The sequence below is a fragment of the Eubacterium ramulus genome (assembly GCF_003122485.1).
In the GTDB taxonomy this organism is placed as follows: Bacteria; Bacillota; Clostridia; order Lachnospirales; family Lachnospiraceae; genus Eubacterium_I; species Eubacterium_I ramulus_A.
Genome location: NZ_JRFU01000167.1, coordinates 1 through 23312, shown reverse-complemented (window position 1 = coordinate 23312; position 23312 = coordinate 1). Strand labels below are relative to the sequence as shown.

At 44.8% G+C, this 23312-nt stretch carries 16 protein-coding genes, 1 pseudogene and 1 riboswitch; of the genes and pseudogenes, 4 read left to right on the top strand and 13 right to left on the bottom strand.

Translation table 11 applies throughout. The annotated features are described in order from the left end of the window. Positions 1 to 135 precede the first annotated feature (135 nt). The 3 genes from LG34_RS14120 to LG34_RS14110 form a co-directional block, all read right to left on the bottom strand. Positions 136 to 1038 carry a LysR family transcriptional regulator gene (locus LG34_RS14120; protein ID WP_109216635.1) on the bottom strand — a complete coding sequence of 301 codons (903 nt, stop codon included), beginning with the start codon at positions 1036 to 1038 and terminating at the stop codon, positions 136 to 138. Between the two features lie 211 nt (positions 1039 to 1249). Beyond that, a complete protein-coding gene (locus tag LG34_RS14115) occupies positions 1250 to 2311 on the bottom strand; it encodes a sensor histidine kinase (RefSeq protein WP_109216634.1) in 1062 nt (353 codons plus the stop codon). Then, positions 2308 to 2979, bottom strand: coding sequence for a response regulator transcription factor (locus LG34_RS14110; protein ID WP_109216633.1), 672 nt, complete (start codon positions 2977 to 2979; stop codon positions 2308 to 2310). The genes LG34_RS14115 and LG34_RS14110 overlap by 4 nt, the downstream gene beginning before the upstream one ends. Positions 2980 to 3380: 401 nt before the next feature. On the opposite strand from LG34_RS14110, the gene cls reads away from it, so the two are divergent. From cls to sfsA, 3 genes are all read left to right on the top strand, one after another. After that, positions 3381 to 4949: a cardiolipin synthase gene (gene cls, locus LG34_RS14105; protein ID WP_109216632.1), complete on the top strand. Its 1569-nt coding sequence runs from the start codon at positions 3381 to 3383 to the stop codon at positions 4947 to 4949. 102 nt (positions 4950 to 5051) lie between these two features. Further along, entirely contained in the window at positions 5052 to 6005 is a 954-nt protein-coding gene (locus LG34_RS14100) for a cation diffusion facilitator family transporter (protein ID WP_109216631.1), read from the top strand. An 8-nt stretch (positions 6006 to 6013) separates the two neighbouring features. Next, a complete protein-coding gene (sfsA, locus tag LG34_RS14095; protein ID WP_109216638.1) occupies positions 6014 to 6664 on the top strand; it encodes a DNA/RNA nuclease SfsA in 651 nt (216 codons plus the stop codon). Here the strand turns inward: sfsA and LG34_RS14090 are convergent. Both LG34_RS14090 and upp read right to left on the bottom strand, forming a co-directional pair. Further along, the gene (locus LG34_RS14090) at positions 6657 to 9221 is read right to left on the bottom strand and encodes a glycoside hydrolase family 3 protein (protein WP_109216630.1); all 2565 of its coding nucleotides are present in this window, start codon (positions 9219 to 9221) and stop codon (positions 6657 to 6659) included. The genes sfsA and LG34_RS14090 overlap by 8 nt on opposite strands. An 88-nt stretch (positions 9222 to 9309) precedes the next feature. After that, positions 9310 to 9939: a uracil phosphoribosyltransferase gene (gene upp / locus LG34_RS14085; RefSeq protein WP_109216637.1), complete on the bottom strand. Its 630-nt coding sequence runs from the start codon at positions 9937 to 9939 to the stop codon at positions 9310 to 9312. Between the two features lie 356 nt (positions 9940 to 10295). Between upp and LG34_RS14080 the strand changes: the two genes are divergently transcribed. After that, positions 10296 to 11648, top strand: a complete 1353-nt coding sequence (locus LG34_RS14080) for a uracil-xanthine permease family protein (protein ID WP_109216629.1) — start codon at positions 10296 to 10298, stop codon at positions 11646 to 11648. Positions 11649 to 11915: 267 nt separating this feature from the next. Here the strand turns inward: LG34_RS14080 and LG34_RS14075 are convergent, their stop codons facing one another. The 8 genes and pseudogenes from LG34_RS14075 to LG34_RS14040 all read right to left on the bottom strand — a co-directional run bounded on the left by LG34_RS14075 (position 11916) and on the right by LG34_RS14040 (position 23230). Next, positions 11916 to 13013 carry an ABC transporter ATP-binding protein gene (locus LG34_RS14075; protein ID WP_109216628.1) on the bottom strand — a complete coding sequence of 366 codons (1098 nt, stop codon included), beginning with the start codon at positions 13011 to 13013 and terminating at the stop codon, positions 11916 to 11918. After that, complete coding sequence (locus LG34_RS14070) at positions 13010 to 14011, bottom strand: FecCD family ABC transporter permease (RefSeq protein WP_109216627.1); 1002 nt, start codon at positions 14009 to 14011, stop codon at positions 13010 to 13012. The genes LG34_RS14075 and LG34_RS14070 overlap by 4 nt, the downstream gene beginning before the upstream one ends. Before the next feature lie 20 nt (positions 14012 to 14031). Next, a complete protein-coding gene (locus LG34_RS14065) occupies positions 14032 to 15570 on the bottom strand; it encodes an ABC transporter substrate-binding protein (protein ID WP_109216626.1) in 1539 nt (512 codons plus the stop codon). 423 nt (positions 15571 to 15993) lie between these two features. Then, a pseudogene (locus LG34_RS14060) lies at positions 15994 to 17184 on the bottom strand (sirohydrochlorin cobaltochelatase); the annotation flags it as partial. 190 nt (positions 17185 to 17374) lie between these two features. Then, positions 17375 to 17577: riboswitch (cobalamin riboswitch) on the bottom strand. A gap of 180 nt (positions 17578 to 17757) precedes the next feature. Further along, complete coding sequence (locus tag LG34_RS14055; RefSeq protein ID WP_181369390.1) at positions 17758 to 19536, bottom strand: ATP-binding protein; 1779 nt, start codon at positions 19534 to 19536, stop codon at positions 17758 to 17760. Beyond that, positions 19533 to 20723, bottom strand: a complete 1191-nt coding sequence (locus LG34_RS14050; RefSeq protein ID WP_109216623.1) for a metallophosphoesterase family protein — start codon at positions 20721 to 20723, stop codon at positions 19533 to 19535. Before LG34_RS14050 ends, LG34_RS14055 begins: the two co-directional genes overlap by 4 nt. 373 nt (positions 20724 to 21096) lie before the next feature. Then, positions 21097 to 21645: a stage V sporulation T C-terminal domain-containing protein gene (locus LG34_RS14045; RefSeq protein ID WP_109216622.1), complete on the bottom strand. Its 549-nt coding sequence runs from the start codon at positions 21643 to 21645 to the stop codon at positions 21097 to 21099. Positions 21646 to 21853: 208 nt separating this feature from the next. Continuing rightward, positions 21854 to 23230 (bottom strand): MATE family efflux transporter, encoded by a 1377-nt coding sequence (locus LG34_RS14040; protein WP_333491100.1) that lies wholly within the window; start codon positions 23228 to 23230, stop codon positions 21854 to 21856. Positions 23231 to 23312 lie beyond the last annotated feature (82 nt).

Here is a 23312-nt window from a genome sequence, read left to right as displayed (position 1 = left end):
TGTTTCTCACCACCTATAGAGGTGGGAGTCATCTCCCATCTGATATATTGCAGGAAGCTGACACAGATTTTTATCAAATTTGAAAAAAGAACATTAATGTTATCCCATGTACCATTTACTATGCAGAAACTTCTTTCAATCTTTCAGATATTCCTTTAAAAACGCTAAGTAGGTTTCTCCAAGTCTGCTGCGCATTCCCCTTCGATGCGTCAAATATCCAATCTGCATCTCACTTTCATCCTGGAGCGGAACCGCAATAATATCTTCTCCATTCAGATTCCGGTCGATCACACCACTGCAGACGGTATATCCGTTCAATCCGATCAGCAAATTAAAAAGCGTCGCCCGGTCACGGACACGAATGTTTTTCTTCCGCTCCGTCGTGGAAAAAATTTCTTCCGAAAAATAAAAAGAATTGTGTTCTCCCTGCTCAAAGGAAAGATACGGATATGCTTCCAGTTCTTCGTTCGTAATGATCGTATGATCTGCTAGCGGATGTCTCCTGCTGATAAACACATGCGGTCTCGCCGTAAACAGTGGGTGAAATTCCAGATCATTGGCTTTCATCAGTTTTCGGAGTACTTTCTCATTAAATTCGTTCAAAAACAGAATGCCGATCTCGCTTTTCATTTTTGCCACATCTTCAATGATCTCGTAAGTCTGCGTTTCACGTAAACTAAAATCATACTCTTCCTGACCGTATTGCTGGATCAGATCGACAAACGCATTGACCGCAAAGGAATAATGCTGCGTGGACACACAAAACTGCTTTTTTCCTCCGCTTCCATTTTTGTACTTGTCTTCCAGAATCGCCGCCTGCTCCAACACCTGTCTGGCATAGCCAAGGAAATCTTCTCCTTCCTTGGAAATATCAATGCCTTTATTTGTCCTGTGGAAAATTTCTACGTTCATTTCTTTTTCCAGATCATGGATGGCATTGGTCAGACTCGGCTGTGAAATGTAAAGTTTTTTCGCGGCTTCCGTGATGGTTCCTGTCTCTGCCACGGTAATCACATATTTTAATTGTTGCAGTGTCATATGTATCTTCCTCCATAATCGTCTCTCGGAACTATCTAACTGCCCTCGTAAGGTTGCAGGATTTCTCTACACATTCAAGTCTCACGTGCGTTCGACTCGAATGCAGAACAAGTGTTCTATTTTGCTTTTTATATTTATTTTTGCAATTCATCTCCCACCTGTAAAGGAAGGAGAATTCTTGCTATAATTTGTTAAAAGAAAATTGAGGGGGCTAATCTCTAAAATCAATCGCATCCTTTGAAAAGCCAGCCCTTACCGTAGTTCCTTCTCCTACTTCGGACTGTACCTGAATCGTATGCCCCAGTTTTTGCAACACTTCCCTGCACAGATACAGTCCAATTCCTGTGGAACGTTTGTCCTCATGTCCATTAAATCCGGTATAACCTTTTTCAAACACCCGTGGAATATCTTCACTGCGGATACCAATGCCCGTATCCCGGATTTCCAGCCAGATGTGCTGTGGTTCTTCCTGCACTTCAATGGAGATTTCACCCTCCGGCGTATATTTCACAGCGTTAGACAATAACTTCTCTAATACAAACGAAAGCCACTTTTCATCAGAGATAACCGTTGCTTCTGTTTTTTCATAATGCATCCGGATTTTGCGGCGGATCATGATTTTCGCATATTTGTGAATCACTTCGCGAATTACTGTATCTAGTGAAATCTGTTTTAAAATATAATCATTTGCGGTGCTGTTGATCCGCTGATACTGCAATGCCATTCCCACATATTCTTCGATACGAAACAGTTCTTCCTCAACATCCGTCAGATTCTGAAGCTGCTTTACATAAAGTTCTTCTGTAATCTCATCCTTTGACTCTGCTTCTTCCAGTTCACTGCGCTCCATCTGCAATAAAAGCTGAAGTCCCGCGATCGGCGTCTTGATCTGATGCACCCATTTCGCGTAATAATCCTTCATCTCGGATTGCTGTCTGGCTGCGGTATTCAACGTCAGTTGACGCTCAATATTCGCATTTTCCACAAGCTGTCCCAGCAGTTCCTCTGTCACGTCCTCCGTCTCCGGCAGTTTCATTTCACCGGAAAATGGCTGCTGCAACATATCTTTCAGATACCGCACTTTCCGATCATAACGAATATACGCAATGCATAACGCAAACGCAATAATGCACAAATCCAGTATTCCCGCATAGATCAGATCCCCCTCAGGGTGTCCAATCAAAAACAAATAAAGTACATGCATGCAAAGCATGACAATTGCCAGAATCAACCACTCTATATTTCGTTTGATAAAACTTTTTCCGGTTTTCATCCGATTCGATACCCGATTCCTTTCTTGGTCAGAATGAAGTCATCCAGTCCAACCGAAGATAACTTTTTCCGCAGACGATTGACGTTTACCGACAATGTATTTTCATCTACATAAGCATCGCTTTCCCATAGTTTTTCCATCAGTTCTTCCCGACTGACAATTTTTTCCTTATGTTCCATCAACGTCTGCAAAATCTTCAGTTCATTTTTCGTCAGTTCGATCTGCTGACCGTTCCAGATCAGACTCGCATCCAGCAGTTTCAATACTGCACCTTTATGTTCTAACATACTGCTGCTTCCCGCAAAGTCATAGCTTCTGCGCAGTAACGCCTGAATTTTCGCCGTCAGCACTTCCAGATCAAATGGCTTCGGGATAAAATCATCCCCTCCCATATTCATCGCCATGACGATATTCATATTGTCTGCCACAGAGGACAAAAAAATCACCGGCACTTTCGACACTTTGCGGATTTCCGTGCACCAATAATAGCCATTATAAAAAGGAAGTCGGATGTCCATCAGTACCAGCTGCGGATCAAATGCCGCAAACTCTGTCATGATCTGGCTGAGATCTTCTGCCACATGCACCTCAAAATTCCATTTTTCCAGATGCTTTTTTATCATTTTTCCGATGGTCTCATCATCTTCCACACAAAAAATTCGATACATAACTGCTGCCTTTCTGATTTTTTATCTCTACATTGCTTTTTCTATCCTATTTGTCTGATACAATCTGCTTCTTGCATAATCATCTACTTCTTGTCATATTAAGAATACTTTTTCCCTATTGTAACAGATTTTTTCTTGCTGTGTGGAAAAATTATGGTATCATAATCTATGATTACAGTGTCAAAAGGTCTGAGTCCACCTGTGCTTGCACAAGGGTGGATGAATGACCTTGGGGGCACGCCCCGATATGAGCATAAAAGTGGGATTTTTATCCCACGATATGCGAATAGCGGGAAGGATTGTGGGAGTGCAAAGCACGGAACAATCCGTGTAATCAAAATTTTGGTGTCAAAACACTGTATACAAAACGATATTTACGCCATAGAAAGGATGACAGCACAATGGCAAAGACACATCATCACACAATGGAAAGTCGAAGTAAAACAAAAAACAGCATCAAGCGTCTTTTTTTCTGTCTTCTGGCAATTTTTCTTCAGATTGCCTTTTTTCTTTCTATTGTAAAACGTCTGAATACACAGATGCCATGGATCAATGCCTTAACAAAAATTCTCGTACTGATCCTCATTTTATATATTTACAGCAAAAATAAAACATCTTCCCTGAAAATGCCATGGATCATATTAATTCTGATCATGCCGGTACTCGGTGTCTGTCTGTATCTGATGTTTCAGACAAACAAAGGTACCCGCAATATGCGCAAACGTTATCAGGAAATCGATGCCATTTTGCTGCCGTGTCTGCCGCAAGATCACGATATTTCACATCGCCTGAAAAAACATTATGCACCAGCCGGAAGTATTTCTGACTATCTGTATCGAAATGCCGCTTATCCTGTTTATCAAAATACGGATATTACCTATTACCCGGAAGCTGTACAGGGACTGGAAGCACAACTTGTCGATCTGGCAAAGGCAGAAAAATTCATTTTTATGGAATACCATGCCATTGAAAATGCTGATGCATGGGAAAAAATCCAGGATGTACTGATAGACCGGGTAAAGGCAGGTGTAGAAGTCCGGGTATTCTATGACGATATTGGTTCCATCAGTTTTCTGAATCACGATTTTACCAGACAGCTGGAAGCGCTTGGCATTGCCTGCCGCGTATTTAATCCCTTTGTTCCGGGTGTCAATTTATTTCTGAACAACCGTGATCATCGCAAAATTACGGTCATTGATGGAAAAGTAGGATTTACTGGCGGTTATAATCTTGCAAACGAATATTTTGGATTTTCTCACCCTTATGGAGAATGGAAAGATACCGGCATCCGTCTGGAGGGAGATGCAGTCAGATCTCTGACCATCACTTTTCTGGAAATGTGGAATGCGATTAAAAAGAGTCTGCCAAGCGATCGTTCTTTTGAACCTTATCTGACAGAGTACCAATATAAATCGGTTCAGCACGGATATGTCCAGCCTTATGCTGATAGTCCTCTGGATGATGAGCAGGTGGGAGAAGAAGTCTATATCAGTATGGCAAATAAAGCGGAGCATTACTGCTGGTTTATCACGCCGTATCTGATCCTTACCGATGAAATGTCACACGCTCTGTCTCTGGCTGCAAAACGTGATGTGGATGTCCGCATTATCACACCCGGAATCCCGGATAAAAAGATGGTTTACAGTGTTACCCGCTCTTTTTATCATCAACTGGTGTCCAATGGTGTCCGTATTTTTGAATGGACGCCCGGATTCTGTCATGCGAAAATGAGCATTGCCGATGATCGTATGGCTACCTGTGGTACCATCAATCTGGATTACCGCAGTCTGTATCATCATTTCGAAAATGGCTGTTTTATGGTGGACTGTCCAGCGGTTGATGAGATAAAACGTGATTTCAAACATACATTTTCACAATGCCGTGAAGTGACTGAAAAATACAAAGCCGGGCTCGGTGCGCACCTGCGTCTGGGACAGTTGATCTTACGGTTATTTGCTCAGTTGATGTAAAATTCACTCAGTTAATTTGCTGCAGTAAGGAAAATATATAGATGCAATTTGATTGCAATTTTTCCATATAAAAACATATTTACAAAAGAGGTTCAATATATTATGCATGTAGGAAAGAAAACACAGAAAAGAGAAAAATCAGCGATGACACTGTCTCTGTACGGCAGTCTCGTCTTTGCCATCGTGGAAATCGGCATGGCTGTTTTCTCCGGTTCTCAGGCGGTTCTTCTGGATGCGGTTTACGACAGCGTGGAATTTTTTATGATGCTTCCATCGATTTTTCTGATTCCGCTGATTTACCGCCCTGCCAATGAACAGCATCCATTTGGTTTTACTCAGGTGGAAACCGGATTCGTGGTGGTCAAAGGTGCCATCATGGCGGCGGTTACCTTTGGGTTGATTTTTAACAATATTCATCTGCTGCTTCATGGTGGACATATCGTATCTTTTAACACGATTTCGGCTTTTGAGCTTTTTGCCTGTGCCCTGAGTCTGACCATGGCAATCTGTCTCTTTTTTAAAAACAAACATATGAGTTCACCGATCGTGAACATTGAATTACAGACCTGGAAGATTGACTGCGTGGTTTCCCTTGGAATGGCGATTGCCTTTTTACTTCCGATCATCGTTCCATTCGCATGGTTCCAACGTCTGACGCCGTATCTGGATCAGATCATCACCATCGTACTGTCCGCATTTATGCTGCCGACACCGATCAAAACGGTAATTACCGGACTTCGTGACCTGATGCTCTGGCCGCCGGAAGCAGAGACCGTAGATGATATTAAAGCCACGGTAGAACCGATTATTGGTGGTTACGGGCACAAAAATCTGTATTACGATATTGTCCGCACCGGACGGAAACTCTGGATTAGTGTATACATTACCTTTGACAGAGACATTATCTCCCTGTCAAAATTCCAGATTCTTCAGACAAAATGCATTGCTGCTCTGGCAGAAAAATATCAGGATTTTTATTTTGAATTACTGCCGGATATTCAGTTAGACAGCGTAGATGAGGAAAAAATCAAGGCTCATACAGAGGAAGGGGATTGATTTTTGAAATGAAATATGAAAACGTTGTAATGGGCACTTTTGTCCGCCGCCACAATCGTTTTGTGGCAGAAGTAATAATCAATGGTTCCTTAGAAACCGTACATGTCAAAAATACCGGTCGCATGGGAGAACTGCTTTTTCCCGATGCAAAGGTAGCTCTGACCTGTTCGGACAATCCGAACCGCAAAACAAAATATGATCTGATCAGTGTATACAAAGAATCCCTGGGCTGGGTGAATATCGACAGTCAGGCTCCGAACAAGGTCGTTGGAGAATGGCTCGCCACTAAGGATTATACATTTATCAAACCGGAATACAAATACGGCGATTCCCGTCTTGATTTTTATATGGAGAAAGGCGAAGAAAAATATCTGATGGAAGTCAAAGGCTGTACGCTGGAAATTAATGGCATCGGATATTTCCCAGATGCGCCAAGTGAACGTGCAGTCCGTCATGTAAAAGAACTGCTCCATGCAAAAAAGCAAGGCTACCATTGTATCCTTGCTTTCGTGATTGCTATGCCGAACGTTTCTGTTGTCCGACCAAATATGTCCACACACCCAGCTTTTGGCGAAGTTCTAGAGGAAGCTCTGAGGAATGGCGTGGATGTGTGGTATCTGACATGTCAAATCACCCCTGACAGTATCTGTATTATTTAAACTGATCCTCATAGCTTACTGCATCCTCATACTGATTGGACTGCAGTATTATTTTAACTGTATGGTATACACAGCGTTTCAGTTCCCGGATATCCAGAGAACCATCCTCTAATGCCTGACGGATGCTTGCATGATCCCGTATATCACCCGGCATAACCATATCATTTCCGGCTTTCATACAACCTGCTGCCGTACATTCGCCGGCGGTAGAATCTGTGGTCGTTGTCCAGTCTGTCATAATGGCACCTTCAAATCCCCACTCGTCACGGGCAGCTTTTGTACAGATATCATAACTGTTTGCCGCATGCACACCGTTGATCAGATTGTAAGAGGTCATCATCGCCATCGGCTGTGCGTTGCAGATTGCAATCTCAAATCCTTTCAGGTAAATCTCACGCAAGGTTCGTTCTGACAAAATGGAATCGGAACCCATACGGTTGTCTTCCTGATTATTGCAGGCATAATGTTTGATGGTTGTGCCGCATCCTGGTACCGACTGTACGCCAAGTGTCATGGCAGAAGCCATCATACCTGCCAACAGCGGATCTTCGGAATAATATTCAAAGTTTCTGCCGCACAGCGGATTCCGGTGCAGACTCATACCCGGTGCAAGCCACAAAGTTACTTCAAATTCATTCATTTCTCCGGCAATCATCTGACCAAGTTTTTTCATCAGATCCAGATTCCAGCTCTGTGCCAGTAAAGTACCAACTGGGATTGCGGTACAATACTGATGATATACCGTTCCGGTCGGCTCCTTCGGCTCCGCAAAATAGCCATTTTCAAAGCCATCCAGAAAATCTCCGCCGTCAATGCTTCCATCTTCCCGCACCTGATACTCGCTGCGCAGACGTAAGCCCGCCGGTCCGTCAGCAAGCACGATACTTGCCACATTATAAGGATCTTTTTCCGCTACATTGACTGTTTCTGCCGCTGCACCCGGAACGGTCTGTCCTGCGGAACCAAGAGCACTTGCCCCCTGATCTTTTGCCGGATCTCCAGTGGCTAAAGCGATCAGTTCATCTGTAGACAACTGATCTACAATCTCGCCGGCTCTGCCCGGATAATGATCCTGCAATTCCTGATATATAATAGTAGCTGTCGGAAGATTTTCTGCCCAAATCCGGAAGTATGGCAATTGTTCCTTATTTGCTTCCTGTATCCAGGCATTCTGCTTTTCTTCCAGTTTCTCCTTATCCGGCTGCACTTCTTCCAGTTTTTCTTTTAACGGGCAAATATGTTCACACTGTACCAGTATTTTATCCTCATTCAACCGAAATCTGCCACAAAGAACCGCTTCGGATAACGAATTTCCAATCCAGATACCATAAATGCCTTCTTCCAGCATCCATGCTGCCTGTTCTTCTGAGTAGGATGCAAGGTGATATAAATCTGTAATCAGTTCCAGAGACTGTGTTTCACCCGGCGCCAGAAGTTTTGTTTTTTCAAAAGCGGTCAGACGACGAAATTCTTTGTGCAGTTTTCCCTGTGGACAGGAAACATACACCTGCACAACCTCTTTTCCAGAATATGTAGCGCCAATATTTGTCACATCAACAGATACGGAAAAAGATGGTCTTCCTTTTGATGATATCTTCTTTGAAACATCTGTTACTTTTATGTCAAAATCGGTGTAAGACAATCCATAGCCAAAACTGTAGCGCACCGGAACGTCAAAGGTATCGAAATACCGATATCCGACATAAATGCCTTCCCTGTATTCTTCCCGGTAAACATCGCCGCTCTTGTGACTGAAATATGCCGCATTCGGATAATCCATATAGTCCAATGCCCAGGTATCCGTCATTTTTCCGGAAGGAGTCACTTTGCCGGAAATCACATCTGCCAGCGCATTACCGCCTTCCTGACCAGCCTGCACAAACTGCAGGATTGCTGTGATATTGGAAAATTCATCAGTAAAAGCAAGATCGATCAAACCACCGGTATTTACCACCAGAATAACTTTTTCATAGGCTTCACATAACGCCGCGATCTGTGCCCGCTCTTCTTCTGTAATATAGTAATCCCCCGGCTCGTCCCGGCGGTCTGCATTTTCTCCCGCAATCCGGGCAAGAACGTAAATACCAACCTCGGCGCCATCTGCTTTTGCTGCTTCCGCATCAACTGGCTCTCCTGCCGGCATGGAAAACGGCGTTGTGGAATAGGCTTCAAAAAAGTTTCCATTGCACTCTTCCTTCAGTTTTCGGAAAATTTCTGCTTTCCAGCTCTCCCGCGCCTGCATATAACCGCTGTCATATCCGTCAAGCCAATCTCCACTTGTAATCTCAAATCCTGCATTTTTCAATCCGTCATAAATATTGACATTATATCGGTTATTGACATCTCCGGAACCAGTTCCACCTTTGATGGTGCGTACCGCTCCCGCACCATACAGACCAATTTTCGTTCCCGGCTTCAAAGGCAGCGTCTGTGCTTCATTTTTTAATAGTACAAATCCTTCCGCTGCCGCTTCCCTTGCAAGAATGGCATTGTCTTTTTCACGCTGTGACATTTCTGTGGATGTCGTTCCTACGTACCCTCTTTTTCGCAGTTTCATGATAACCCTCCTTAAAACAGAGAAAGCGCAAATATGCCGAAGCATACTTACGCCTTCTACTTGTATGCTATGCACACACTTTATATTCTTATTTTGTACCGAAAATACGATCTCCTGCATCGCCAAGTCCCGGGCAGATATAAGCATGATCATTTAATTCACGATCAAGCTGTCCGATGTAAATCTGAACATCCGGATGTGCCTCATGCAGTCTCTTAACACCTTCCGGTGCAGCGATAACAAACATGCATTTGATATTTTTTCCACCATGTTTTTTGATAAAATCTACGGCTGCCACAGCAGATCCACCGGTTGCAAGCATTGGGTCTACGACTACGATGAGACGCTGGTCGATCGGATCCGGCAGTTTGCAGTAATACTCATGCGGTTCATGTGTCTCAGGATCACGGTACAGACCGATATGTCCGATCTTTGCAGACGGAACCAGAGTTGTTACACCATTTACCATTCCAAGACCTGCACGAAGGACCGGTACGATCGCCAGTTTTTTACCGGAGATCATCGGACTTTTGCATGTCTCGATTGGAGTCTCGATCTCCACATCCTCGGTTGGCAGATCGCGAAGTGCCTCATATCCCATCAGTACGGCAATCTCCTCGATCAGTTTACGGAACTCATTTGTTCCTGTATTTTTGTTGCGGATCATTGATATTTTATGCTTGATCAGCGGATGATCCATGATAAATACATTTTCCATTTTTTCCATCTAAAAAACCTCCTGGCCAGACTTCTCGTTTCTTCAAGGATAACGGATTGCAGGTGATAAGTCAACCGCATCATTGCAGTTCACACGCGCCATTCGCAAGATTTTCTTGCTCTCTTTTTTGTTTTCCATTATACTGATTAGTCAGGGTCTGATGTATGAGTGCTTTGTATACCAGATGAGAGATGACTCCCATCTGATATAGCCTCCGGCTGGATTGCAGAGATGCGCAAAGGAAATATGTCATGCATAGCATGACGCACATCTCGCAGCAAGAATACTGAGAGCATTCTTGATCATCAGAACATGTAACCATAAAATCGTTATAAAAATAGTAGGAGAATGAATTTATGAAAACAAACGAAAACGGCATCTATGATGCCAGAACGCTTGGGCTTCCGAAAATGCTGATCCTCGGTCTTCAGCATATGTTTGCCATGTTCGGTGCAACGATCCTTGTCCCGGTTCTGGTAAACACCTATTTCCACGGCGAAGGCTTATCCATTCAGGTAACACTGTTCTGCGCCGGAATCGGAACTCTGCTGTTCCACCTAATGACACGTTTTAAAGTGCCTGCATTTCTCGGTTCTTCCTTTGCATTTCTGGGTGGTTTCCAGACTGTTGCAAATCTGGATACCGGAATTTTCGCAAACATGAGCTACGGTGAAAAACTTCCATATGCATGTGGTGGTGTCCTGATCGCCGGTCTGCTCTACCTCGTTTTATCCCTGATCATCAAGGTCATCGGTGTACGCCGGGTTATGCGTTTCCTTCCGCCGGTTGTAACCGGACCGATCATCATCTGTATCGGACTGAGCCTTGCACCTTCCGCGATCTCCAATGCCTCCACCAACTGGCCGCTGGCACTGATCGCCCTTGCTACCGTTATTATTTTCAATATCTGGGGCAAAGGAATGTTCAAGATCATCCCGATCCTGATGGGTATCATCGTATCCTATGTGGCTGCCCTGATCATGAACGCTGCAGGAATGACCTGTGCAGACGGAAGTGCCATTTTAAACTTCAGCGGTGTTGCTGACGCTGCCGTTATCGGAGTACCGCAGTTCTTCCTCTGCAAGTTTAACATTACAGCCATTCTTGCAATGGCTCCGATTGCCATCGCATCCATGATGGAGCATGTCGGTGATATTTCTGCCATCTCCGCAACTGTTGGTGAAAACTTTATCGAAGATCCGGGACTTCACCGCACACTGCTTGGTGATGGTCTTGCAACTGCTCTCTCCGCTCTGATCGGTGGACCAGCAAACACAACCTACGGTGAGAATACAAGTGTACTGGCGCTGAGCCGTGTATATGATCCGAAGGTTATCCGTCTGGCAGCTTTTTATGCGATCATCTTAAGTTTCATCCCGAAAATGGCAGAGATTATCAGTTCTCTTCCGGCTGCGATCATCGGTGGTATCAGTTTCATCCTTTATGGAATGATCTCCGCTGTCGGTATCCGCAACGTTGTTGAAAATAAGGTAGATCTGACAAAATCCCGTAACCTTGTTATTGCAGCATGTATCCTTGTCTGCGGTCTGGGTTTCTCAGACGGTCTGACTTTCCATGTTGGAGGCACAGCAATTACACTGACCAGTCTTGCTCTGGCAGCGATTGTTGGTATTGTATTAAATGCGATCCTTCCGGGAAATGAGTACAGCTTTGAAAGCAGTACAAAACAAAACAAGAAAGTGTGCTAACACACACTTACGCGAATAAAATTATTAATAGCACATCTTTCTTGCTCGCGCCGAACACGATTGCGAAGCAATAATTTCTTCTCGTGTGAGTGTGCATCGTCTGCACGAAGTGCTTTTATTTGATAGGAAATTCATGTAATTTCCTATCAAATAACAAAAAAGTCGCTGACATTCTTTTTTAAGAGTGCCAACGACTTTTTTTCACGTACTTTCTATCTTAAGATTTCTCAGCATTCTATCAGCATTTTCCAAACTCAGCATTTTTTATTACATTGAAAGCTTTCCGATTTCTTTTGCATATTCTAACAGTTCCCTGTTTGCTTCATTCAATGGTCCAAATGCCTCCATCGGCAAAGTACAAATGCAGGTTTCACACTGCTCCATCCACTTTTTTGCTTCCTCAATCTGCGCCTTTTCTATCGGATAAAACGCTTTCTGTGAAACCACCTCTGCCGCCAGCGCTCTGGCAGTCGGATATTCCAGATCATTTTTCTGCAAAATACCTGCCACAAAAGGCACATTTTCCCGCTGCAGGCGGTTATATGCCGCAATACCGCTTCCGCCCCCGCCGATGACAAACACCTTCGGCTCCGATTTGGCTCCCTGCAAAAAGACCTCTCCTGTCACCGGATCAAATGCCGTCTCTGTCACACCGTACAACTGTTGTACATAATCCCCGGAAAAGATCTCCTCCGGTGTACCGATACGATCGATATGGTCTCCTTTCACACAGGCAATGGTATCAGACACCTTCTGCGCCAGATCCAACTCATGTAACGACATGATGATCGCCAGATTCCGCTCTCTGGCAAGCATCCGGATATTTGCCAGAATATCCAGCTTAAATCCCATATCCAGATAAGACGTCGGCTCATCCAGTAACAGAATATCCGTATCCTGACAGATCGCCCGAGCAAGCATCAGACGTTGCCGCTGACCGTCACTCATTTTCCGAAAATCCTGATCCTGCACATCCTGCGCATGCACCAGTGCAATGGCTTCGTCTACTTTTTCCCAGTCCTCTTTGGCTAAAATGCCAAACCTGCCGGTGTAAGGATAGCGCCCGGAAGCCACCACATCCCGTCCTGTCAGGAGTTCCGTCTGCAGACGTTCCGTCATAACCATAGAGAGACTTTTCGAAACATCGCTGTCCCGCATGTTATTCATGGATTCCTGTCCCAGATAGATCGTTCCGCCAATGCGTTTCAACTGCCGGGTAATGGTTTTTAAAATAGTAGATTTTCCGGCACCGTTTGGTCCGATCAGTGTCAGTACCTGCCCGGAAACAACTTTTAAATTTACATCTTTGATCAGTGGTGTTTTATCATATCCTACCACAAGATTTTCTGTTCTCAGTTCCATCATCTGTTCCCCTGCTTTCTCAGCATTGCTGCAATGACCACCGGCACCAGAAATATCGCCGTTACGGAACTGATGCTGATCTCCGTCGGTGCAAATACCGTCCGGGCGATTCCGTCACAAAACAGTGTCACCACCGCGCCGCACAGGAAACATCCCGGTATCATAATGATTGGTTTTGCCGTTTTCGTGATCAGTTTTACCAGATGCGGCACTGCGATTCCCACAAAGGAAATCGGTCCGGCAAACGCGGTTACACAGGCAGATAACATACTGGAAAGTAAGATCAGACCGATCCGTAACGCTTTGATATTTACGCCCATATTTCGAGCATAAGATTCTCCTAGCTGATACGCTCCGATCGGTTTTGCCAGAAAAAAAGTGACCGCCATCGTAACTGCCACAATCCACAGAATCATCCGCACATTATCCCAAGTCATTCCGGAAAAACTTCCCAATGACCAGTTGTGCAAGTTTACGATATTGGAATCATCTGCAAAGGTCACGCAAAAATCGGTAATTGCGGAACAGATATATCCGATCATAATACCACAGACTACCAGCAGCGACATTTTCGACACCCGAAAGGAAATCAGCAGGACAAATCCCATGGCGATCAGTGATCCCACAAAAGCTGCTGCCACCATTCCGGCAGAATTTAACATGATGCTTCGCTGCAGGCAGACAATCATCGTCAGTGCCACCACCAGTTTTGCGCCGGAAGAAATTCCAAGCACATACGGACCTGCGATCGGATTCTGAAAGAAACTCTGCAGCAAAAATCCGGATACCGATAAGGCTCCGCCTAACAAAATTGCTGCCATGATACGCGGAAGACGGATTTTCCAGATGACCTGATACAGGGTGGAATCACTGCCTTTTCCGAAAATCTCCGGCAGGTCAGACAGAGACAGTTCTACCGTTCCCACACCTACATTCCACAGGAATAACCCGATCAGAGCACATATTAAAATGATAAAAGATATCGTATATCGTTTTTTCACGCTTCGTTCCTCACAAAATATTATTGAATATGCTTCAGAAAATGATAGTCTGTATCATCACTTCCGGTCAGAACCTTATTCAGATCCTCGATAAAATCACAGGTCATGCTTGTCTGCTGATAAAAGTTACTTCCGGTGGTATAAACCTGTCCGGATTTTACCGCTTTAAAATCGGCAAACAGGCTGTTTTTTTTGATCAGTTCATCTACGGATGTCAATTCTCCCTCAATGGTTCCATTATAGATCAGAATATCCGCATCTTTCTCTGCCACATAGAAATCTTCCATCTGCATTTTCATCGTAGACAAAGCACTGTCTTCTTCCGGCAGATAACCGTTCAGGGAATAGTTACCGCCTGCCAGCTCGATCATGGAAGATACATAATCGTTCGGTTTGCGTACTGTAATAGTTCCATCGGAAGATACCGCAAAAAATGCCACCGACAAACCGGTATTTTCTTTTTCCAGAATTGGCTGGATACGCTCTGCCTGCTCTTTGAAAAATTCATTTGCCTGCTGCTCCCGGTTAAATAACACACCAAACAGACGGATCCATTCCAGACGTCCAAGGGGATGTTTTTCATAGCTGGAACGTTCAATCATGACCGGGATCCCAAGCTCTTCCAGTTTTTCCTTTACTTCCGGATTATGGGTGATCATGGTATTTTCAATGGCAAACTGACAGTTATTGCTCAAAAGCAGCTCATAATCCGGTGCACTGTATTTACCCGCATAAGTCAAAGTGCCTGCTTTCATGGCATCTGCTGCCTCCTGCACGTACCAGTCTTTTTCCTTGGTTCCGGTAAAGGAAATGTGGGAAAGCGCTCCCGCTTTGCTCACCAGATCCATCACCGCGCTGGAAACCAGATACACGTCATTTAACGGCTGCTGCAACACCACAATATTCGATGGCACATCCGTCGGAACCGATGCTCCTTTCGGAACAAGCAAAAAACGACCGCCATCCACGATCGTTACCAGTTTATATGCTCCATATTGTTCTACGCTGAACTGATCGGCGTATGAAAGATTCATACGCCCCTCACTGTTCAGATCATTGAAACTTACTTCCGTCGGGAAAGAAAATGTCAATGTATAATCGATCTCATGCGGTGTGCTCATAGCTGTAGTATCGCCTACCACATCCATCTCACAAGGCACGCCATCAATTGGGAAAGTAAAGGTAGAATTACCACCTTCATTTTCATTCAAATATTTTTCCCCGTCTACGATCATGTAATCGTAATGGGTACTGCTCCAGACGATGGTTGCCGTCGCCTGACCATCTGTCACAGTCACAGTTGCCGGGGAATCCACGGTCGCTCTGCCAGTGCCGCCACTCAGCTCCACATTTACACTGTAAGTACCGTCTTCCAGAACATTCGCATCCGCATCTTCCTCTTTGTTGTCTGTCGCTGCACTGTCTGCTTTTTCTGCATCCGCACTAACTTCTGTGGTTGAAGACGCACCTGCATCTGTCGTATTTTTCTGACCACATCCTGCCAGCATGCCAGCGCCTAAAACCATAGATAAAATAACTGCTGCTATTCTTTTTTTCATACGCTATCCTTACTCTGCGTTCTGAACATCAGAAACGCTTACTTTGTGATCGTACCAAGTTCCTTTTGTTCCAAGGATTGCCAGATCAAACTCCTGATCCAGTGCTTCTACCGGTACATCAAATGCGTATACTTCTTCGCTTGTTCCATCACTGTAAGTAACTTCCTCAGATGTCGGCTGTAACAGCTCTGCGCCGTCTTTTGCTGCATCCTCTGCAGTTCCAACATACAGATTTACGATTTTTTTGGAAACCAGTCTGATGTGCATGGTCATTTTGCCATCTTTTACTGTTAATGTGCCACATCCCTCATCTGCCTCATTTACATGGAACATGCTGCTGTCTGTGTTAAATTTTGCGGTATAAGTACCATCTTCCAGCGCAGATGTTGCTGTAACTGCGTCACTAGATTTTACGGCATCACCCAGAGATTCAATGGCAGCTTTTGTGTGTGCTACATAGATCTGCTGGATTTCCGGAATCTCACCAAGACCTGCAATCTGTGTATCTACTTTGTCAAAATATCCTGCTGCTTTAAACAGGCTCTTCCAGGAATCGCCGTCATCACCTGCCATATCGTTGTTTGCATGATCTCCTGCAACAACCATTAACGGTCTTAAGATTACATTTTTATATCCTGCTGCATGTACTTCTTCGATTACCTGCTCATGAGCAGTCTCTTCCGGCTCACCCTCTACGGTTCCGATAAATACATTATCGTATCCAAGGTCTTTCATCTGAGAAGCCATCTGGCTGTAGCTGATTTTTGCTGTATGGGAAGTACCATGTCCCATAAATACAAATGCTGTGCCATCTTCTTTTGCTGCCTCTAAGGAATCATATCCGGCTGTCTTTACTGCCTCTGCTGTGATATCCTCTGCTACAGCTGCTTTATCTTCATTGACAACTGTGGCATCCGCACCAACTTCGCCAAGTAATGGCTCTGCTACGGTAACTGTATCAAATTTGTCTTTGTAATTATCCAGAGTTTCTACTAACTCATCATACTCTGCTCCATGCATTAAATGTGTCGGCTGTACCACCAGATTTTTTACACCGTTATCAACGGCTCTCTGTAAAGCCTGATCTACATTGTCGATTTTTTCACCATCTCTTGCCTGAACGTGGTTGATGATGATCTGTGCAGTAAATGCACGTCTTACAGACCAGTCCGGATATGCAGTCTGAAGTGCTTTCTCAATACCGCCGATATCTGCTACACGGCTGTCATTGAAAGATGTACCAAAACTTACTACCAGAAGTTCGTTTTCACCAATTCCGTCCTCATTTAACGGATCGTCTTTGGAAGCGTCTCCGGTATCTCTGCCGAAATAATCCGGATCTGCATTTTCACCTTCTACCAGTGCCTTCTGTGCATCGGTCAGTTTATCCCATGCTTCTTTTGCTGCTGCACACTGCTCATCTGTTTTGTCTGTACGCTCCTGTACATAGATGGCATCGATCAGAGCCGCTACTTTGTCTGCTGCTTCCTGATCTGTCTCTGTCTCACTCTGCGCGCTTGTTGTGTTTGTGTCTGCATTCTTGTTTCCGCATCCGCCAAGCAATCCGACTGCCATGGTAAATACTGCCATTAAGGCTACAATTCTCTTTTTCATGTTTATTCTCTCCTCGTATAATGAAAATAAGTGATTTCTTCCACAGGGTACGGTATCCACCCGGAAATAAAATCATTTCCACCAAAACAAAACTCCGCTTAAGATTCTCAAGCGGAGTAAATGCCATTCAAAGGAATTCAAAACTGACTTCCAAAACAGTACGACCAATTACTCGTGATCATGGGATTCACCCTGTACCAGACAAATGGCAGGTTTCCTGGCTGAAAGATCATCATACAGATTCTGCCTTCCCAATGCACTTGCATCAGTGACAAATCATCGAATCCATACTCCCTTATCACAGTGACGAGATCGTACAGGAATCACACCTGTTTCCCTTTTAACCGTTCCACGCCTCCAATTTACAACATAACCTGTCGTAAAGCTGCATCGCTACTTATTTTTCCAAATCTGTTTCAGCAGTTTTTCAGAAACGGACGGCACCAATTATCTTTCTCTATGAAATTGTACTTATACTATCACATCTAAAAAACAGATACAACCCTTTTTCCATAATGTACGCTCAGAATTCATCGTTTTCGAAAGACTCCGAGAGTACATCATATTCTGCTTTTACATGTGTATCTCAGAAAAAGGAATTCCTTCTTCTCTCAGTACTTCTGCCTCCATCTCCCTGCAGGTAAAAAGAAAAATCTGATTCTCCTGCCTGGCAAGCCAGCGTAACGTCTGACGCAGACGCTCCGTATCATAACCTGCAAAAGCCTCATCCAGCAAAAACGGCAACGCTTCTTCTTTCGCTAGCAGTTTTCCTGCTGCCATACGATAGGCAAAATATGCCTGCTGCTTCGTTCCCTGACTGTAGGCTTCCGGCGCACGGCTCTTTTGATGTTCCGACAATACGATGCCCTGTTCTTCGGAAACCTGAAGCTGCCCATGTACATTTCCGGTAATCTGTGATAAAATCTCCGACATTTCCCGATTCAGCACATGCTCCAGCGTTTTTGACATTCCAGATGCCAGTCGCTGCATCGTATCCGCTGCCAGCGCAAGCGCCTGAATATCCTGATCTGCTACCTTCTCCTGCGCCGTCTGAAACTGCAGTTCCTGCAGCTGTTCTGTCAGATTTGCAGCTTCCACTTCTTTTTCCTGTATCTGACCAATGATCTGATCCCCGGAACCTTCCTGCCTTGCCTCCTGCATCTGAAGTGCTTTTTTCTGCTCCTGAAAGGTTTCTATCTGCTGTTCCAATGCAGATTTCTTCTGTTGAAACGACGCAAGCTGCTTTGCAGCCTTTTGGTATACCTCCTCATCACCGTATGCTACTCCTGCATCTTCCTCTGCTGCTTCTGTTTCCGCTTCCTGAACTTTCTTTTGTCTGCCATATGCCAAAATAAGTCCTGCCAGAATGAAAGCAATACAGATCACATTCAAAATCGGTGCTATTTTTTGAAATCCATCCAAAGACGCCCTTAAAATCGGAGCCAGAATCAAACCGGCAACGCCCAGTAACAAAAGCGGAGAAAAGCCTGCACGATGTTCTGACTTTTGCTGCTGCCGCTGCTCCTTTTCTTTCTTTAAATGCTTTCGCCCGGTATTTAACTGCACCTGTCGAACCACTTTCTGCAATTCCTGTTCCCGCCGGCAGACGGTACGATATTCCGAAAGCACCGGCTCTGCCGCCTGTTTTAGCTGCTTTACCTGTTCCTGCACATTCTGTTTTCGCGTTCCCTGTTTCTCCTGCTGTGCTTTCAGGGCAGCTATATCCGCTTCCATCATCTGTTGTTTTACTTCCAGTTGTCGGATATCCGTCAGTCGCTGCTGTTCCAGCTCCTTTTTCTGTTTTTCTTTGCTTTTCCGCTTCTGTTCCAGATTCTGCAATGCCTTTGATAATGAAAAATCACCGCTTCCGGTCTGCGCCAGATTGCTGCGCTCATCCTCCAGAAGCACCCCAAGCTCGCGTCCCGGTACTGATTGTTCCTGACCGATACAAAAGGTATTTTCGTAAGCACCGGCGCTGACATTTCCAAGCAGCATATCCAGATCTCCGCATTCCACCGAAAGTTCTTCTCCGTCACGAATGTTTACCAGACGTGTACTTTTTTCTTTATAATAAAAATTGCGTTCCAGAAGAAACTGCTGTTCCCCGGTCTCAAAAACTATGGAACCGGCAAAATACGCCGGCGCATCCCAGGGTTCATATTTTTTATAAGTATCCAGCGTTTTTCGAACCCGGCTTTTCTCCAACCCATACATCATCGCCTTCAGAAACTGCATTAAGGTACTTTTTCCAGATTCGTTCGGACCATAGATGATATTGATCTGCGGGGAAAAACGATACTGCTCCTTTTCCAGTTTGCCAAATTTTTGAATCTCTGCCTGTCTGATGATCATCCTATCCTCTCCCGCCCTTCTTCTGCGGTATCCAGCATTGCCTGAACGCCGTAATACAATGCTTTTTTCCGTAATTCCAGATTCGGGCATTGCTCCATCACTTCGATATATTTTTGCAGTAACGTGCCGTCGTATTTCTGTTTTAACAGGTCAAACTGATAATCCGGTTCTGTCTCATCCACCACGCGCACTACACGCTCCATCTCTGCGATTTCATCCAATGGCAGCTCTGTCTCTGCATCACGATATCCGCGCAAAATAACATGTGAGATCTGATACGGCTTCCGACTCTGCAATTCTTGCCGCACCAGTTCTGACACCGCATAGGCAGACAGTTCCGGTGTCACATTGATTTCCTGCTGAATGTATTCACATTTTTTGATCGGATAAAAAGAAACGGATGTGCCACGTTCTGTCAGTTCCCCCATCCAGAATCCGTGTGGACCGAAATCATTACAGTCTGTGGGTTCCAGAGAACCCGCCATCACCACTTTTCCCGGAATCAGTTGCGCCACTTTGTGAATATGACCGAAAGCCGCATAGTCAAATCCAGCTTCTGCGATGTCATTTGCACGAAATGGATGATGTCTGTCATCGCCGCCGTGTCCAAGCAGGATCTGAAAATTTCTCCGCCTGTGATCTACCTGTCCTGAATCTGCGAATCGCTCAAATGCTCCTGTTCCACGCATGAATGGCACATCATACTCTGCCTCTCGATGATTTTTCACCGTATTCGCATTCTGCAACACTTTTTGCAAAATATCTCTATGATATACCGCTCTGGTATCTTCCTGATTCCAAAAACTGCATCCCCATACAGTGGTGTGAATCCGCTCCAGAGAAACGGCTGACAGATCCCGCGTTCCAATAAAATGTACATTTTCCGGCCATTCAAAGCTGCGATAATAAGACTTCGGATGCAGATAATCATGGTTTCCCGCGATCAATACGATTTCCGTATCCGGGATTTCTGCAAACCATGCCGCAATCTCTTTTAATTCCCGCTTTAACGGCTGCCGGTGAAACAAATCTCCCGCGATCAAAAGCAGATCTGCCTGCTGTCTGCGCGCCTGCTCGATCATAAAACGAAAACTGTTCCAGATGTCCCGGCTGCGTGTCTCACTCCAGGGCATTCCTGCGTCCGGTGTGACGCCCAGATGCACATCTGCGATATGTATAAATTTCATAAAATAGTTATCTCCTTAAAAACGTCTGTAAGACCACACCAAATGTTTGTTCGTATTTTATACTAACACAAAGAGCACATCTTTTGTTATAAAACAATTTAAAAATAACACTGTTTTTCTTTTTTTAAGGAAATTCTTGTTTGTCGTTTAGGGAACAAGTTTGAAAAAACTCCAATGCAGGCACGACCGATTTCCTATCTTCGCTGCGCCGCTTATCTCCGACCGCTTCCGCGAACTCGCCAACAGCAAAAACAGCTGTTGCCTCAAACACACTCCCGCGGTCGGGCTATGCTCGCTCCGATAACGGAAATCAGTCTACCGCCTTGCCTTGGAGTTTTTTCTAACTTGTTCCATTTACACAGACAGACAAGATTTACTGTTCCACCTGTTTCGCCAGAAACACCGCTGCCGCCTGCGCCAGCTTTCCTTGCACTTCTCCGACATGATCCGGCATTTCCGCACTGCACAATGCCACCGCACCAATGGCATCTCCCTCACAGATGATTGTTGCCAGCGCCTGCGTCTGATACTGCATATTATCGTCAAGTGTCAGCTTCCGGCACTCTTTTTCCTGCGCACCTGTCACCTGACACCCCCGTGATTCAATAAATTGTTCCAGTTCCCGACTGACCGGCTTTCCGTCATAATTCTTTTTCCCATTTCCAGCTGCCGCAATGATATGATCCCGATCCATCACGCAGACCAGACTTCCTGATGCCGCCGCAAGTCCCTGTGCATATTGCCCCGCAAACGTACTCAGATCTCCGATTGGAGAATACTTTTTCAACACGATTGCCCCGTTTTGATCTGTAAAAATCTCCAACGGGTCGCCCTCCCGGATATGCAGGGTTCTTCGGATTTCTTTCGGAATAACGATACGCCCAAGGTCATCGATCCGCCGTACAATTCCTGTTGCTTTCATATTTTTCCTCCATGATTCGTGTGCATGGATGTTCTTTCTTCACATGCCATATTTTGCTTGTAATGCTATTATGTGAAAATGGAAGAAAATTATTCTAATAAAAGCAGAAATATATTTATCTTCAGCAATGCAGGCAAGTATTTTCTTCATTCCGCTCTTGTATTTCCTGCCTGCTCCTGTTCGACAATCCGTTTTCCTACATTTTTATCTATGCTTCTGCCAGACTCTCTGTATCTTTATGTGTCCGATGCACATGCCGTCTTACAAAATAGAAGCAGATCACCTGCATGATGATTGTCAGAATCCATGACGCCGGATAAGAAATAAATAAAATTGACAGGGATCTGTGTGTCGGGAAAATACCGTAAATCCATAAGATTCGCGTTCCTACCGTTCCAATAACAGACAGGATCATCGGCACCGCAGAATGCCCCATGCCACGCAGCGCGCCCGGGAACAGATCCATCAGACCGCAGAAGAAATACGTTACCGTTGTATACAGCAAAATCTCCATCGCACACTGAATCACATCCGGATCTGTCGTGTAAATCTGCAGAATCTCCGGTCCAAACACATACACGCCGACACCAATCACCAGTGACACACTCACCGTCAGAATGATGCAGTCACGCAGCACACGATCCATTCGTTTCAGTTTTCCAACACCGTAATTCTGACTTGTAAAACTCATGCACGCCTGTGTCACAGAGTTGACGGATACATACAAAAATCCAAACAGGTTGTTTGCCGCCGTGTAACCTGCCATCGCTGTAGAACCAAAAGAGTTTACGGATGACTGCAGCAATACATTTGACAGATTAATAACAGTACTCTGGATTCCCGCCGGGATTCCAACCTGAAAAATCTGCAGCATATATGCTTTTTTGATCTTCAATTTTGAAAAATACAGTCGATAGCTGCTGTCCGTATTATGCAGACACCGCAAAACCAGTACACAGGAGATCAGCTGTGAAATAACGGTCGCAATGCCGACACCTGCCACGTCCATATCAAATTTGATGACAAGCAGCAGATTCAATGCCGCATTCGTACAACCGGAGATCAGCAAAAAGATCAGCGGCCGCTTCGTATCTCCCACCGCACGCAGAATCGCTGCACCATAGTTGTACAACATAAAAAACGGCATTCCACAGAAATAAATCCGCATATATAACGTGGATAAATTGATGACATCATCCGGTGTTCCCATCAATTCCAGTGCCCCTTTTGCAAAGATCACGCCGACAAATGCCATCACGATTCCACTGATCAGCGCCAGCATAATTGCCGTATGTACCGTTTCTGACATTTCTTTGTCACGACCTGCCGCATAGAAACGGGCAGCCAGTACATTTGCCCCCAGTGAAATTCCAATAAATAAATTTGTAAAAACTGCGATCAGCGCTGTCGTAGAACCTACCGCTGCCAGCGCCTGACTTCCGCTGAATCTTCCCACTACAATAATATCCACTGCGTTGAACATGAGCTGCAAGACGCCTGACAACATCAATGGAAGTGCAAAGGAGATCAGTTTATCCATGATCGTGCCATTGCACATATCAATCTCATACTTATTTTTCTTCACGCTATTCTCTTCTTTCTAAACTGACTAAACCTAATTTCAAGAATGCTCCGGCATTCTTGTTGCGAGGTGCGCGTCATGCAAT